At 44.9% G+C, this 15,340-nt stretch carries 12 protein-coding genes; 5 read left to right on the plus strand and 7 right to left on the minus strand.

Annotation, left to right across the window (positions count from 1 at the left end):
* The first annotated feature begins 261 nt into the window (after positions 1 to 261).
* The gene (locus R7R24_RS00070; RefSeq protein ID WP_054577717.1) at positions 262 to 2,670 is read left to right on the plus strand and encodes a beta-mannosidase; all 2,409 of its coding nucleotides are present in this window, start codon (positions 262 to 264) and stop codon (positions 2,668 to 2,670) included.
* Between the two features lie 101 nt (positions 2,671 to 2,771).
* Here the strand turns inward: R7R24_RS00070 and R7R24_RS00075 are convergent, their stop codons facing one another.
* Positions 2,772 to 3,026 (minus strand): hypothetical protein, encoded by a 255-nt coding sequence (locus R7R24_RS00075; protein ID WP_005387084.1) that lies wholly within the window; start codon positions 3,024 to 3,026, stop codon positions 2,772 to 2,774.
* A gap of 162 nt (positions 3,027 to 3,188) precedes the next feature.
* Between R7R24_RS00075 and R7R24_RS00080 the strand changes: the two genes are divergently transcribed.
* Together R7R24_RS00080 and R7R24_RS00085 are read left to right on the plus strand one after the other, a co-directional pair.
* Positions 3,189 to 3,548, plus strand: a complete 360-nt coding sequence (locus tag R7R24_RS00080; protein WP_054577718.1) for a DUF6559 family protein — start codon at positions 3,189 to 3,191, stop codon at positions 3,546 to 3,548.
* Positions 3,549 to 3,685: 137 nt separating this feature from the next.
* Positions 3,686 to 4,720: an ABC transporter substrate-binding protein gene (locus R7R24_RS00085; RefSeq protein WP_054577719.1), complete on the plus strand. Its 1,035-nt coding sequence runs from the start codon at positions 3,686 to 3,688 to the stop codon at positions 4,718 to 4,720.
* A 105-nt stretch (positions 4,721 to 4,825) separates the two neighbouring features.
* Here R7R24_RS00085 and tyrS read toward each other — a convergent pair whose 3' ends face one another.
* The 4 genes from tyrS to ppsA all read right to left on the minus strand — a co-directional run bounded on the left by tyrS (position 4,826) and on the right by ppsA (position 10,489).
* A complete protein-coding gene (tyrS, locus tag R7R24_RS00090; RefSeq protein ID WP_054577720.1) occupies positions 4,826 to 6,085 on the minus strand; it encodes a tyrosine--tRNA ligase in 1,260 nt (419 codons plus the stop codon).
* 81 nt (positions 6,086 to 6,166) lie between these two features.
* The gene (locus R7R24_RS00095) at positions 6,167 to 6,973 is read right to left on the minus strand and encodes a response regulator transcription factor (protein WP_021707696.1); all 807 of its coding nucleotides are present in this window, start codon (positions 6,971 to 6,973) and stop codon (positions 6,167 to 6,169) included.
* 193 nt (positions 6,974 to 7,166) lie between these two features.
* Positions 7,167 to 7,946 carry a hypothetical protein gene (locus tag R7R24_RS00100; RefSeq protein ID WP_191115797.1) on the minus strand — a complete coding sequence of 260 codons (780 nt, stop codon included), beginning with the start codon at positions 7,944 to 7,946 and terminating at the stop codon, positions 7,167 to 7,169.
* Between the two features lie 170 nt (positions 7,947 to 8,116).
* Entirely contained in the window at positions 8,117 to 10,489 is a 2,373-nt protein-coding gene (gene ppsA, locus R7R24_RS00105) for a phosphoenolpyruvate synthase (protein ID WP_005373822.1), read from the minus strand.
* 251 nt (positions 10,490 to 10,740) lie between these two features.
* Between ppsA and R7R24_RS00110 the strand changes: the two genes are divergently transcribed.
* Entirely contained in the window at positions 10,741 to 11,577 is an 837-nt protein-coding gene (locus R7R24_RS00110; protein ID WP_042523263.1) for a pyruvate, water dikinase regulatory protein, read from the plus strand.
* Positions 11,578 to 11,653: 76 nt separating this feature from the next.
* Here the strand turns inward: R7R24_RS00110 and ansB are convergent, their stop codons facing one another.
* Both ansB and R7R24_RS00120 read right to left on the minus strand, forming a co-directional pair.
* Entirely contained in the window at positions 11,654 to 12,718 is a 1,065-nt protein-coding gene (gene ansB / locus R7R24_RS00115) for an L-asparaginase 2 (protein WP_054577721.1), read from the minus strand.
* Positions 12,719 to 13,089: 371 nt separating this feature from the next.
* Complete coding sequence (locus tag R7R24_RS00120; RefSeq protein WP_005373814.1) at positions 13,090 to 14,346, minus strand: adenylosuccinate synthase; 1,257 nt, start codon at positions 14,344 to 14,346, stop codon at positions 13,090 to 13,092.
* Positions 14,347 to 14,451: 105 nt separating this feature from the next.
* On the opposite strand from R7R24_RS00120, the gene R7R24_RS00125 reads away from it, so the two are divergent.
* Positions 14,452 to 15,321, plus strand: a complete 870-nt coding sequence (locus R7R24_RS00125; RefSeq protein WP_005373812.1) for a LysR family transcriptional regulator — start codon at positions 14,452 to 14,454, stop codon at positions 15,319 to 15,321.
* Positions 15,322 to 15,340 lie beyond the last annotated feature (19 nt).

Genomic DNA, 15,340 nt, shown 5'->3' on the forward strand with positions numbered 1-15,340 from the left:
TCACATCGTTTCAACGAAAAGTGTGAGGATGTTCAAAAAGCCGATGATGTTAACATGTCGAAGTTGCAAATATAACCTTAGATTTCGATTAATTTTTAACAGGTTAGCCAAGTTGCTGATTTTTGGGTAGAGATCAAAAGAAAGAGTTTTTACGTGAAATGCACCGCATTTCGTATGTAATTAACATTTCCCTTATTTTTGCATGGGATTGTCAGGATTACATTGAGAAAACATGTTTTTCCCAAGCTAAGGTTTAACTCGATGGCTCACTTCGAACTTAACGGGCAGTGGATGCTTATCTCGCCACAGCGTCCCAATCTTGAAATTCCAATGTTTATTCCGGGCGATAATGTGTCGGCGCTTTTACAAGCAGAGCAGATTCCAGATCCTTATTTTGCCGATAATGAAAACAAAGTTCGATGGATTGAAGAGTGTGAGTGGCATATCTCACGTGAGTTTGAAGTCGACGCGTTTACGTTGTCTGCCAAGCAAATTTGGATGACGCTAACTCGTGTAGATACCTTGGCAACCTTCTATGTTAATGGTGAGTTAGCACTAACTTGCAGCAACATGTTTACCCAGCAACGTGTGGATATTAAACCGCATTTAAAGCAAGGTACTAACACGATTCGGGTTGAGTTTGCTCGGGTGGATTTAGAAGGTATCGCAAGAGCAAAAAAACTGCCATTTCCTATTCCATCGGCAATGGGCAACAACCAAATTCCACACATGAACTTGATCCGCAAAACACAATGCCATTCCGGATGGGACTGGGGCATTTGCTTGATGGTATCGGGTATTTACGACCCCATTCAAATCGACATTGTGAATGAGCTTTGGCTCAAAGGCTTCTCGACAGAGCAGCAATGGCAAGCCGATGGGAGTGTGTTTCTTGATGTAGTAGTTGAAGTGGAAACGGACAGTCAACGCCATGAAATGATTGTTGAATTTAATGGTGAGCGTCAATGTATTCAAACAAAAGGAAGTGGTCACTATCATTGCCAGTTCCACATTTTGGAGCCTCAACGCTGGTGGCCATCGGGTTATGGCGAAGCGTATCTCTATCCCATTACCATTTCTTGCAGAGAGCAAAAGTTAACGCACAACATTGGTTTGCGTCAGTTAACCCTAAATAACCAAGCTGATGAGCACGGCTCTGCAATGGAATTTATCGTCAATGGCGTACCGATTAATGCTAAAGGTGCCAACTGGATCCCTATTGACGCAATGCCGGGGCGAGAGTACGAAACACGTTATCGCAACCTTTTGCAAAGTGCGGTTGACGCCAACATGAACATGATTCGCGTATGGGGCGGTGGTCAGTACGAGAGTGAAACCTTTTATAACCTTTGTGATGAACTTGGCTTGTTGGTGTGGCAAGACATGATGTTCGCCTGCTCGTTGTACCCATCAAACGACGAGTTTTTAAAAGACGTAGAGGAAGAACTTAGATTCCAAATCCCGAGGCTTAAGAAGCACCCATCAATCGCACTTTGGTGTGGTGACAATGAAGTGATTGGAGCTATTGGTTGGTATGACGAATCTAAGCGCAGCAAAGTCAAATACACGGTTAACTACGATCGCCTCAACCGCATGATTGAGAAGGAGATTACCGAGCAAGATAGCACTCGCCGTTTCTGGCCAAGTTCCCCATGTAATGGTGAACTGGATTTCGGTGATGCGTGGCATGATGATAGTAAAGGCGATATGCACTTTTGGGACGTTTGGCATTCAGGAAAATCATTCAGTGCCTACTTTGACGTGAATCCTCGTTTTTGCTCTGAGTTTGGTTTTCAATCTTGGCCATCTTTTGCTGAAGTTAAGCGGTTTGTCCCTGAGCAAGACTGGAATATTACATCCCCAACTTTCGAACAACATCAGAAGAACCCTCGTGGTAATAGTATTATCACAGAGATGTTCACGCGCTATTTTCGTTTTCCCTCTGGATTTGAGAGCATGCTGTATTTAAGTCAAGTTCAGCAGGCAATCGCGATCAAAACTGCATGCGATCATTGGCGTGCCATTTCTCCAGTTTGTCGCGGCATGCTGTACTGGCAACTCAACGACAATTGGCCTGTCAGTTCTTGGTCTAGTTTGGAATACAGTGGTCGATGGAAGCAGTTGCACTACCATGCAAAACGCTTTTTTGCGCCGCAGTATTTGGTATTTTCCGAGCATACAGGCAAGTTGAGCCTACATTTGCTCAATGATGCAAAAGAGTCCGCAAGCGTCAACGCACTGCTTAAGTGGGTAGATTGGCAAGGGGAAGAAAAGCAATGTTGGAGCTTAGAACAAACAGTCATAGCAGACAGCAATACGATTTTGTGGCAGTTGGATGAATTGATCGAGAAGGATGAACTTACGTCAGGCTTCTTCTATGTTGAAGCGCAAATCGGTGAAGACAGAATAAGCAACACATGGTTTAGTACTCACGAGCTAAAAACCTTGCCGATAGCGAAAGCCAATATAGATGTCTCTATTGAAGGGAGGCGAATTACATTGATTGCGGATAAGCCTGCGTTTTTTGTTCATTTGGAGAGTGATGCTGATGGAAGGTTCAGTGACTCTAGTTTTACTCTGTTGGTCAATGTTCCAATGACGGTTGAGTATTTAGGTGATGATGTTTCAGGTATGCAGCAGTCGTTGAGGGTATGCCACCTTAATGATTAAAGCGGGCATAGAACATCTATATGCTGATAACTAAAAAGGGAGCGTTTGCTCCCTTTTTAGTTACCAAGTATCCGTTATTAAGCTCAGGTTGAGACAGAAGACTATTTAAGTTTCTGATGGACCCGATAGCTAACGACAAAGCCAATGTAGAATAGTGCAGCAAGAGTAATCACTGCCGTCGCGTACGCCAGCAGGCTGTTTAACCCTAAACCAAAAGCCAAAGTGAAGGCGATACCATGAATGGCTTCCGCAGGGATTCGGTACCAAGCAGCGTGGACGGAAGATCCGAAGAGGATAAAGGTACTAAGTAAGACAATCGTGCCGCCTATAAAGCCGACCCATCTGCTGTTGTTCATGTTGCAGTCTCAGGGGTTTCCGAGGTAACAAAATATTTCAGGATCGTATTATACAACCGATCATCGCGAAAAGCGCTAGAGAAATTTCGCGGATAAAACAGAGTGTTTTAATTCGAACAAAAGAATACGACCATAGCCAACTTAATACAGGAATAACAAAACATGTTGAGATTTATACAACGTCGCCGCATTAAGAAAGTGATTAAACTAATGAGTACCAGATTGGTGGTGGGATACGGCAGTCGTGAGTACTTTTCGGTTGGTCAGGTAAAGACGAGCACCAGCGAGTTAAGCGCGTGCCAACAAAAAATTGCGTTGGCATTATATGCGGATCCGCAACATCTTGATTTGGAAAACCAACCAGAGTTGCAAGCAATACGCTCAGACGTGGCGCATGATTTCTTTTCTGGTGCCGATTATACCGCTCAAGATGTGCTTAATTTACTCGGCTCTGGTGGCTGGAAAGGTGGCCGAATGGAAGATGGAATGTCTCATCATTTTGGTATGCACAGTCGATATTAAAAACATGCGTTAATTTTATAAATTCGATAAATATTTTTGCTGTTAAAGATTAATTAAATTTTCTTTCAATTGGGTAATAATTACCTAATTATGCACCCGAATCCCAGCGCGTCGCTGGACTGGTTGGATCGCATACCATGAAATTAATCATCAAAGGATTGGGGCTGAGTGCTCTTGTGCTCAGCATGTTTGCTCATGCAGATAGCAAAACGTTGAACGTTTATGCATGGGGTGGCTATTTGCCGGAAGCATCGTTAAAAGCGTTTGAAAAACAAGAAGGCGTTACGATTAATTATTCGACCTTTGAGAATAATGAATCAATGTACACCAAGCTAAAATTGCTAAAAGGTTCTGGTTACGATGTGGTTTTTGCTTCTGCGTACTTCATTGAAAAAATGGGTCGAGAAGGACTGCTTTCGAAAATAGATCACGCTCAAGTGCCAAACATGCAAGACACAATGGACGGCTTACTTGGCCAAGCGCACGATCCGAAAAATGATTACTCTCTGCCTTATATTTGGGGCATTACAGGGATCAGCTACAACGAATCCATAGTTGAGCAACCAGTGACCAAATGGGCAGACTTATGGGAGTCTCAATACGAACAACAAGTCATGTTGATTGATGACGTCCGCGACGTGTTCGGTATGGCGCTGAAGAAAAATGGCCATAGCGTGAATACAAAAGACGAAGCTGAAATCGAGCAGGCTTTTGATTCTCTAGTAGCGCTGAAAAACAACGTATTACTGTACAACTCAGATGCGCCGCAAGTCCCTTACGTGTCCGGTGAAACATCGGTCGGCATGCAATGGAACGGCAACGCATTCCAAGGACAGGTTGAAATGCCTGAGCTGAAGTTCGTGATGCCGGAAGAGGGCGCGGTATTGTGGATGGACAACTTCACTATTCCGTCTGGCAGTAAAAACAAAGCATTGGCGCATAAATTTATTAATTTCATGTACCAATCAGAGAACCAAGCGGAAATCGTGACCAGTTTGGGTTATGCGTCGGCAACGAACGCTGGGCGTGACAAATTGCCAGAAGAGTTGAAAAATAACCGTACTATTTTCCCTTCATCAGAAGACATGAAAAAAGGCGAGTTTATTAATGATGTTGGCGCAGAAACGTTAGCGATTTACGAAAAGTACTGGCAACGTTTAAGAACGCAATAAGCAACGCCTTTGCCTATTGTTAGGCTTAAAATCGTTCAAATTTGAATTCCCCTCATCACGAAAGCGGTGAGGGGAATTTTTATGGGCTTTGTACTGCGAGTGTTACTACGCGGCACGCTTCACGAGGCAGAAGTGCTTTTTACCGCGTTGCAGTAACCAATATTGATCAAACAGTGGGAAGCTCAAACTTGGGTTATCAGCCGACACTTTTTCACCGTTTACACTGATGGCGTTGTTGCTGATGTGTTCGCGTGCAACACGCTTCGAACTTGCTAAACCCGACTCAATCAACAGCTCAACCAAATCTTGTTGTGCGCTCTCAATGCTTGGTAAACCATCCAACTCCAATTGTTTTAATTCACCCAAACTCAGTTGTTGCACATTACCGCTGAATAAAGCTTGAGTGATGCGCTCGGCGCTAGCTAGGCCTTCTTCGCCATGAACAAATCGCGTCATTTCCTCAGCGAGGATACGTTGTGCTTGTGGCTTACCTTGGCTTGCTTGGTCTTGCGCTTCAATGCTGGCAATTTCTTCGCAGCTCAAGAATGTGTAGTAACGCAAGAAGTGGTAAACGTCTGCGTCTTCTGCGCCAAGCCAGAACTGGTAGAACGCGTAAGGAGAGGTTTTGCTAGGATCTAGCCATACTGCACCGCCTTCGGTTTTGCCAAATTTGGTACCATCGGATTTGGTGATCAGCGGCAGAGTTAAGCCAAATACTTGCTCACCATTTTGACGGCGAGTTAAATCGATCCCGCTGACGATGTTTCCCCATTGGTCATTGCCACCGATTTGCAAACGGCAACCGTATCGACGGTTTAGCTCGGCAAAATCGTACGATTGCAGTAGGGCGTAGCTAAATTCGGTGAAGGAGATACCTTGGTCAGGTCGTTGCAGGCGTTGTTTTACCGATTCTCGGTTGACCATAGTATTGATCGAGAAGTGCTTACCCACATCGCGGAAGAAGTCGATCACATTGATCGCTTTCATCCAGTCAGCGTTGTTCACCATGATCATCGGCTTGGTCAGTTGGTGATTCATCAACTGCTGAATTTGATTAGAAAGATCGTTAACCCAGCCTGAGACGATTTCCTCTGAGTTCAGACTGCGCTCAGTCGCTTTAAAGCTTGGGTCGCCAATCATGCCCGTTGCACCGCCAATCAAGGCAACAGCTTGGTGTCCGGCATCTTGAAAGCGCTTAAGCATAATCAAAGGCACGAGGTGGCCGATATGCAAGCTGCCAGCTGTAGGATCGAAGCCGCAGTAAACGGTTTGTGGCTGTGAGAGAAGTGTCTGAATTTCTTCCAAATCGCTGGCTTGTGCAATCAAGCCACGATCTTGTAAATCTTGCAGTAATGGTGTCGTCATTCTTTTTGTCTGTCTTAGTGGTTGTTACATTTAGACTAAAACGCGACACCTTTTCTCGATATATCCCTTAAGGGACAGTTTTTATCTTGAATGGAGAATGAGGTGATTGAGGAAAAGCTGGAATAACTCACTCAATGAAGACACATTTAATTGCGAGTAAATTCGCTTTCGATGATTTTTGACCGTGCCTTGAACTAAGTGTAACCGCGCGGCAATTTCTTTGGTGTCAAACCCTTGAGCGAGAAGCGAAGCCACCTCTTGTTCGCGACGGGTGAGTGATTCTACGCCAAACGTTGCTAAAGCTTGCTCAATGGCTAATCGCATACTGCCAGAATAAGCACTCTGTGCAAAAACAGGCTCAGAAAAGGTAAATTCCGTTTGTTTCCAATGCTGCTGACAAAGCGACTGAATTATCGGGAAATAGGGCTTTAGCTTATTGATTTGTTGCTGAGAAAAGTATTTTCCATCAGTCATATATCCGAAGTACAGCATGACCCAACGGCCAGATTCAACTTCGACTAGCATGCTAAGCTCGTCTTTCCACCCTGTTTGATGATAGAACTGCTCGCAGTATGAGGTGAAGTCAACGCCTTTACGCGCCACGTCTTTGAGCGTAAATACGCCTTGTTGCTTTGTCTCGTTTAGTTTGAGAAAAAAAGGGTCATTTTGAAATGAGTCAGTAAGGTAGCGTTGAAAAAGTAACTCTCGCTCGTTCTCAATTGAGTCGTAGAGATAAATAGGATGTTTACCTTCTCGGTAACCTAAAATAACTGCGCAATCAAAATGAAAAAGAGTGCGAATGACACGCATAAGTTTAGGAGTAAAGTTAGGCGTGTTAAGAGCAGAAATTGCTTCTGCTAGCAGATTATTAAAGTTATTGTCAGGCATGGGATACCGAATTGCAGGTGGTTTTGCGCAAGCATAACCAAAAGCAATCCAACGAGAAAGGGAAGTCGCCATCTTCTGGTGACTTCCATAGAGAAAGTTGCGTAAGTGCTCAGTTTTGAGGAATCATATCCCCGTTAACTTATTGATAAGGGTGCATAACAACGGTTTTATTTAAGCGATTAGTTGCTATGCATTACTGCGAGTTAGTGAGCTCTTCGTTAACCCAATATTTAGAACCAGACACGTTAGCATCGATGAGCAAACCTTTAGCGTTCAACTGATAGACGGCGACGCCGCTGTTAAATTGTTTTGAAAGTTGCTCTGAATCTTCGCCCGCAACAGCAGAGGCTTCACTTGTGGCCTCCCATCCTTCGTTGACGAACGTATCAAAGTCTTCTTTGCTCTCAAACAGAACCACTTGTTGGTAACATTTGCCGCCAGCCCCAAGTGCAACGCCCAAACCAAACATATTCATATAAGTGCGTTCTTCTGTTTCCTTATTCACTGCGACTCCTGACCCTGAGTTGGTGTGAAACAGTAAAGATAATTTACGAGAATCAAAGACCGCGTAGCCGTACGCGTTGTCGTAAATAGCTTTTGCCTCCGGCTTTTCATTAAATAACTTGAGCAAAGCGCTATCTGCCATTAAGTCCACGGCTTGGCGAGCTTCTTCTGGCGTATCGCCTTCCATCAGCTCATCAATTTTTTTGTCGGCAGCATCTATCCATTCTTTGCTTTTCTCGATGCTGGCTTCTGTCCATTCGCCTGCGGTATTGATCGCTTCCTCGGACCAGTTCGTGAAATCTTGCCACGCTTGTTTTGAAAACGCTTTGGTGTCGTCCCAAGCATCTTGTGCAGTATCAGAAACTGCGTCGCCAAGCTCAGACATTTTATTGGAAATTTCATCCCAATCGGCATAAGCAGGGGATGCCAGGAGCATCAATGTAGTAAGGAGTGCGATAGGCTTTTTCATCAAATTCTCTCTGGAGTTATCGATATACCATTCATTTTAGGTCATCAGACTTTGATAATGAAATTGACTAAATGACGAACTTGAGAGAGGAATCACGAACTGATTGTGAAATGACGTGTGAATAACAAAGCCCTCACAAGTGGAGTGTGAGGGCTAGAGTTTATCGTGTGTTACTTGCTGCTAACTTTACCGAGTTTTAACCAAGTATCGATAACCGTATCTGGGTTTAGTGATACAGAGCTAATTCCTTGATCCATTAGCCATTCCGCTAGGTCGTCGTGGTCTGATGGGCCTTGACCACAAATACCAACGTATTTGCCTGCTTTTGTTGCCGCGTCAATCGCCATCTGAAGCATCACCTTAACCGCTGGGTTGCGCTCATCAAATAGATGTGCAACATCGCCAGAGTCACGATCAAGTCCAAGCGTTAACTGAGTCATGTCGTTTGAGCCAATCGAGAAGCCGTCAAAGTACTTCAAGAACTCATCGGCAAGGACCGCGTTGGATGGCAGTTCGCACATCATGATGACTTTAAGACCCTGATCGCCACGGCGCAGATCAAACTTCGCTAGCAAATCAATCACTGATGCTGCTTCGCTTGGTGTACGCACAAATGGGATCATGATTTCAACGTTTTTCAGACCCATTTCGTTACGAACGCGTTTGATTGCTTGAGTTTCTAGCTCGAAGCAGTCTTCAAACACTGGAGAAATGTAACGAGACGCGCCACGGAAGCCAAGCATTGGGTTTTCTTCATGCGGTTCGTATGCTTTACCGCCAACCAAGTTGCTGTATTCGTTAGACTTAAAGTCAGACATACGAACAATAACGCGTTTCGGCCAAAATGCCGCAGCAATGGTTGCGATACCTTCTGTCAGTTTGCTTACGTAGAAATCGATAGGATCTTTGTAACCACGAATACGCTGAGTGATTTCTGCTTTTAGCTCATCGCTTTGTGCATCAAAGTTAAGTAATGCTTTCGGGTGGATACCAATCATCTTATTGATGATGAATTCAAGACGAGCAAGACCAACACCTTCATTTGGAATTTGTGCGAAGTCAAACGCACGATCAGGGTTACCCACGTTCATCATCACTTTTGTTGGTAGCAGTGGCAGTTCATCAACAGAAGAGCGTTTTACATCAAATTCAAGTTCACCTTGGTAAACGTAGCCCGTTTCACCTTCAGAACAAGATACGGTCACGGTTGCACCATCGGTTAACTTGCTTGTCGCATCGCCACAGCCAACGATTGCAGGAATACCAAGCTCACGAGCGATGATGGCTGCGTGGCAAGTACGGCCACCACGGTTGGTTACGATTGCAGATGCTTTTTTCATCACTGGTTCCCAATCTGGGTCAGTCATGTCTGTAACTAGCACGTCACCTTCTTGGACTAAAGACATTTGGTCCAGAGAGTCAACCAAGCGAACCACGCCTTTACCGATGCGCTGACCGATTGCACGACCTTCAACTAAAACATCCGCTTTGTTTTGTAGCTCGTAGCGCTCAATCACGTTTTGTTCCGTTTGTGAACATACGGTTTCAGGACGCGCTTGAACAATGTACAGCTTGCCATCAATGCCATCTTTTGCCCATTCAATGTCCATTGGACGCTGATAGTGCTTTTCGATGATCATTGCTTGTTTTGCGAGCTCTTTGATCTCGTCGTCGTTCAATGAGAACGTGTTGCGCTCTTCATCAGAAGTATCAACGATATCAACTTGTTTGCCGATTTCTTGGTTATCTGAGTAGATCATTTTGATCAACTTAGAACCAAATGTTTTCTTAACGATTGGGTGTTCGCCTGCTTCAAGCATTGGCTTGTGAACGTAGAACTCGTCAGGGTTTACTGCACCTTGAACGACCATCTCGCCTAGACCCCATGAAGAGGTGATGAAGACAACTTGGTCGAAACCCGATTCAGTGTCTAGTGTAAACATAACACCCGACGAGGCTTTATCTGAACGCACCATACGTTGGATACCCGCAGATAGCGAGATGCCACGGTGGTCGAACCCTTGGTGAACGCGGTAAGAAATCGCACGGTCGTTAAATAGAGAAGCGTAAACGTGCTTAGTTGCTTCTAGTACTGCGTCGATGCCTTTCACGTTCAAAAACGTTTCTTGCTGACCAGCAAAAGAAGCATCAGGTAGGTCTTCTGCCGTAGCAGATGAACGAACTGCGACTGAAAGCTCAGGATTGCCTTCGATCAGTTCTTGGTAATTTTCACGAATTTCTTGTTCAAGGTCCGCAGGGAAAGGGGCCTCTAATACCCATTGACGAATGTTTGCACCTGTCTTACGCAGAGCTTCTACATCTTCAACGTCTAGTTCATCGAGTAATTGGTGAATACGCTCATCCAAACCTTCGTGGTCAAGGAATTGGTTAAACGCGTATGAGGTTGTCGCAAAACCATTTGGTACAGAAACGCCTGCGTTTGCTAGGTTAGAAACCATTTCGCCAAGTGAAGCATTCTTACCGCCGACTTTGTCGACATCATCCATGGATAGGCCATTGAACCAGAGGGTGTTCTTTTGCATGTCTTTCTCCAGAAACATTGCAGCTTAGTAGGGGGACTTAAATCGATCTAAACAATCGCATGTTGGCTGTTATTACACGTTGACCATACATTGCTTCATTCAGATTGATATCAAAGGCAAACGATTACGTTCTGGCTGAAAAAAATTCAAACGAATTTTTAAAGCTGTGGTGAACCTAACTGAAAGCCAAACTGATTTATTAATATTATGTGTACCATCCTACTCAAAAGATTTTGAAAAATTAAACAGAAATGCAAATAAATAACCAAAGTCGTGATGTGTTCTATGTTTCTGACGGTACGGCGATAACATGTGAGACATTAGGGCATGTTGTTCTCGGTCAATTTCCGTTCATTCCTAACGAAAAAACCTTTCCGTTTGTAGAAAGCCAGGACAAAGCTACTGACGTAGTCAAAGAAATTGAAACTTCCTACCAGCGCAATGGCGTCAAACCTCTGGTCTTTTTCTCAATTGTCGTTCCAGAAGTACGTGAAATGCTGCTTGAAGCGCCGGCATACAGTTACGATGTGTTGGAGAGTATTGTGCAGAAAGTGCAAGACGACATTCAGATGGCACCAAAGCCTAAGTTGCAGCGTTCTCGCAGTGTGGGGAAAGATTCCGACACCTATTTTGACCGTATTGCGGCTATTGAATACACATTGGCGCATGATGATGGCATCACGCTAAAAGGGTTGGAGCAAGCTGATATCATCTTACTTGGCGTATCGCGCAGCGGGAAAACCCCCACCAGCCTATATATGGCGATGCAGTTTGGTTTGCGTGTCGTGAACTATCCGTTCATTGCGGAAGATGTGAAGATGATGCGTTTGTTGCCTGAATTTGAGATCCATCGTCATAAGTTGTTTGGGCTGACTATCGATCCCGGGCGCTTGACTGAAATCCGTGAAAATCGTTTGTCTGGAAGTGATTACGCTAGCACAGAGCAGTGCAAGCTGGAGCTAGACACTGTTGAGGCGTTGTTTAGAAGAGAGGCGATCCCATATATCAATACGTCCTCTCTGTCTGTTGAGGAAATTACTACGCGTATTCTGGAAAAAGCAGGAATGAAGCGTCGCTTGTTTGGCTAACAAGAGACGCTCATGTCGCTATGTGTAAGAGGAGGTATGGTGTGTACCTCCTCTATCGAATGAGCCTTAGACAGAATTAATAGTATTGGAACATCTTTTGGATGTCTTGATAGTTTTTCGTCTGAGTCAGTGACAGCATCAGTAAGATACGTGCTTTTTGTGGGTTCAATGTACCAGCGGCAACAAAGCCGTATTTTTCGTCATCAATTTCAGCATCCAAAGTGGTTGAGCCGCTAGGCGTTCGGGAGCTTCTTACAACAACAACGCCATCTTTACTCGCTTTCTCTAGCTCATCAAACACAGTGTGGTACAAGTTACCGTTACCGACACCAGCACTTACGATGCCGTCAAACTTCGCATCCACAAAGGCTTTCACTGGCAAATTGGAGGCATTTGCATAGTTATAAACAATACCGACCTTAGGCAACTTAGTAAGCTTTGATACATCGAATGGGGTTTCTGTCGTATGTTTACGCTCTGGGCTTCGTTGATATTTGGCATCGCTATTATGAATGTAGCCGATAGCACCAAAGTTGGGTGACTGGAAAGTGCTGACGGAGGTTGTATTGGTTTTTGTCACATCCCGCGCATCGAAAATCGTGTCATTCATTGCGACTAGCACGCCACGTCCTTCTGAATCTTCATCGGTGGCTGTTACGACTGCATTGTATAAGTTGACTGGTCCATCAGCACTCATTGCGGTGGAAGGACGCATTGCACCGACGATCAAGACAGGCTTTTTGCTCTTGACGGTCAGATCAAGGAAGTAAGCGGTTTCCTCTAACGTATCCGTACCATGAGTAATGACGATGCCGTCAACATCATCTTGAGCGAGTAGCTCATTAACTCTTTTCGATAATTTTAGCCACACTTCATCATTCATATCTTGTGAACCGATACTGACCACTTGCTCTCCAGAAATATCGGCAATGTTGGTCATACTCGGCACCGCAGAAATCAATGATTCAACGCCGACTTTACCTGCTGTGTAGTTTGATTCTGTTGCAGATTGACCTGCGCCTGCTATGGTGCCGCCAGTGGCAAGAATTTTAATGTTCGGAAGATCGGATTGCGCGAAAGACAAAGAACTAAGGCACAAACCAAGGGTTATCGTACTGAGGCGGAAAAGATTTTTCGTCATGGGAATCACCTGCTGTTAGGTTGGATGTTGGAGAACTCATCTATCCTAAAAACAGCGGGTTAGATTTTTTGAGTACTAGTTCAACAAATTGCAGATGAAGATCGTGATCAACTAATCACTTAAAGAATATCAAATCAACCAGTTAACCTAATTGACGTGCTTCTTTAACAAGTGAGATGTGCTAGTAACGTGCACAACGTGTTAAGCCCTATAATTTATTGATTTATAAATAAAGGAGGTAGGAGTCTCGTGATGAGTTTACTAAACATGAATTTAGCCGTGCAATTTTTCAAAGTTTACAGTGTAAAAAAAAAGCGGCTTTACCCCGGAACAGATAAAAGCCGCTTGCCAATGATGTGTTAATTCACATCTTATCGCATAATCATTTGTTCACGACCAGGACCCACAGACACCATTTTTACTGGTACGCCCATGAGTTCCTCAATGCGTAGAACGTATTTCTGTGCTGCTACTGGAAGCTCTTCAAACTTACGACAACCTGTGATGTCCTCGCTCCAGCTTTCCATCTTCTCGTAGATTGGCGCAAGAGAGGCAGTTTGAGGCCAGATTGGGTTTTCGCTGTGGTCGCCTTCGTAGCCAACACAGATTTTCAGATCGTTAAGGCCAGTCAAACAGTCTACTTTCGTTAGTGCAATTTCAGTTGCGGCTTGCAGTTCAACGCCATTCTTCGTAGCGACTGCGTCGAAGTAGCCCATGTCGCGTGGACGACCCGTAGTTGCACCGAACTCGCCAGCAAGTTCGCGGAAAGCGTCTTGCTCTTCCATTGCAGTGATCAACGTACCAGTACCCACTGATGAGCTGAAGGCTTTTGCAACCGCAATAACGCGTTCAGGACGAAGTGCCGGAAGGCCACTACCGATACCCGCGTACATTGATACAACGTTAGAAGATGTTGTCCAAGGGTACTCACCGTAAACAAGGTCACGACCCGCACCAAGCTGTGCTTCGAACAATAGAGTTTTGTCTTTCGCTTGTAGTTCTTTTAGAGGAAGCGTTACGTTGCAAATTGAATCGCGCCAAGGTGCAGAGACTTCTAGCAGCCAGTTCGCCAGTTCTTCAGCGGTTTGTTCAAACTCGAACGTCGGGTAAAGTGCACGCAGTTGCGGCAGTTTCCAATCCATCATGAATTGAAGGCGTTCAACCAATACTTCTGGTTGCTTCAACCAACCAACTAGGATGCCTTTCTTCATTACGCGGTCACCGTAAGCAGGTGCAATACCTTGACGAGTTGAACCGTATGCTTTGTCGCCTAAACGTTGTTCTTCTAGCGTATCTTCTAGTGCGTGTAGAGGTAGACACAGTGTTGCGCGATCAGAGATGCACATATTCACTTTTACGCCCGCTTCTTCAACTTCCGCAATCTCCTGAGACAGCAACGCAGGGCTGATAACCATACCCGGACCTAACACTGCCAAACAGTCTGGGTTGAATACGCCACTTGGTAGCTGGTGCAGCTTAAACGTACCTAGATCGTTAACCACGGTGTGACCCGCGTTGTTACCACCTTGGAAACGAATGCTCGCAGAAGCTTGCTCTGCCAAAAAGTCAACGATGCGGCCTTTGCCTTCATCACCCCAGTTTGCACCCACAACAACGATAGACGACATAATTTAATCTCCAAAAACAGATGCAAAAATCTTAAGGTGTTCGCCATAATAAGAGAAATTAATTATACTCATTAACTTGATAAGAATTTCATATCGGAATTGGCAATGTTAGATTTGAACTGGCTGCGAACCTTCGTAACTCTTGCAGAGGTAAAACACTTTGGTAAAACAGCGACGGAGCTGCACATGACGCAGCCGAACGTAAGTTTGCATATCAAGCAGTTGGAGCAAGCCACGCGCACGAAATTGATTGAGCGAAATCCCGTGCAGTTGACGCAAGCGGGGAAGCGTTTGTTAGCTACGGCGCAGCGGATGCTTAATGAGCTGCAAATTTGTCAGTCAGATCTCAATGCCATCAACGATCTTACGCAGGGGACGCTTTCTATTGCGGCGAGCGATATTGTTTCACGTTTACTGCTTATCAAACCATTTCAGCAATTCAAAAGTGAATATCCGGGGATCGACTTGGCATTGTTCAATACCACATCTTCTCAAGCGGTGGATTTGGTGAAAAGTGCGCGTGCCGATATCGGCTTTGTTATCGCACAAAAAGAGAGTCAACCGCTGCATTTTACGCCTCTCACGCAGATTCACTGGTGTGCGTTTGGCGATAACATTTTTGAGTGGCAAGACAATCGAAAAGAGAGCCAGACGCTGATCCTGCTAGGGCACGATACTCGAACCCGAGAGCTGATTGATGCGTCTTTACCTGAGCTAAATCTGCCTAAGCATCGCGTGATGGAAGTGGGCAGTGTGGAAGCACAAATCGACTGGGCGGAAGCGGGGTTTGGGACTGCTATTGTGCCGGATTTCTCGCTCGATCCGAGATTAAAGCTTTCTCGTGAAGTTACGCCTTTGCCAAGTTTTCCAAACACTGATTTCGGCTACATCGTGCGTCAAAATCAGGTGTTATCCAAAGCGGCAAAACAGTTGCTGGCTTGGGTTGGCGAGAATGTGTCGGTGGTTGAGGGCTAAGACGATGAAAGAAAAGGCC

It is taken from the genome of Vibrio sp. 704, assembly GCF_033339295.1.

Coding starts and splice junctions, on each gene's coding strand:
- tyrS (WP_054577720.1), bottom strand. CDS start 6,085: ATGACGACACCATTACTGCAAGATTTACAAGATCGTGGCTTGATTGCA.
- R7R24_RS00095 (WP_021707696.1), bottom strand. CDS start 6,973: ATGCCTGACAATAACTTTAATAATCTGCTAGCAGAAGCAATTTCTGCT.
- R7R24_RS00100 (WP_191115797.1), bottom strand. CDS start 7,946: ATGAAAAAGCCTATCGCACTCCTTACTACATTGATGCTCCTGGCATCC.
- R7R24_RS00080 (WP_054577718.1), top strand. CDS start 3,189: ATGTTGAGATTTATACAACGTCGCCGCATTAAGAAAGTGATTAAACTA.
- R7R24_RS00120 (WP_005373814.1), bottom strand. CDS start 14,346: ATGTCGTCTATCGTTGTTGTGGGTGCAAACTGGGGTGATGAAGGCAAA.
- R7R24_RS00075 (WP_005387084.1), bottom strand. CDS start 3,026: ATGAACAACAGCAGATGGGTCGGCTTTATAGGCGGCACGATTGTCTTA.
- ansB (WP_054577721.1), bottom strand. CDS start 12,718: ATGACGAAAAATCTTTTCCGCCTCAGTACGATAACCCTTGGTTTGTGC.
- ppsA (WP_005373822.1), bottom strand. CDS start 10,489: ATGCAAAAGAACACCCTCTGGTTCAATGGCCTATCCATGGATGATGTC.
- R7R24_RS00110 (WP_042523263.1), top strand. CDS start 10,741: ATGCAAATAAATAACCAAAGTCGTGATGTGTTCTATGTTTCTGACGGT.
- R7R24_RS00125 (WP_005373812.1), top strand. CDS start 14,452: ATGTTAGATTTGAACTGGCTGCGAACCTTCGTAACTCTTGCAGAGGTA.
- R7R24_RS00085 (WP_054577719.1), top strand. CDS start 3,686: ATGAAATTAATCATCAAAGGATTGGGGCTGAGTGCTCTTGTGCTCAGC.
- R7R24_RS00070 (WP_054577717.1), top strand. CDS start 262: ATGGCTCACTTCGAACTTAACGGGCAGTGGATGCTTATCTCGCCACAG.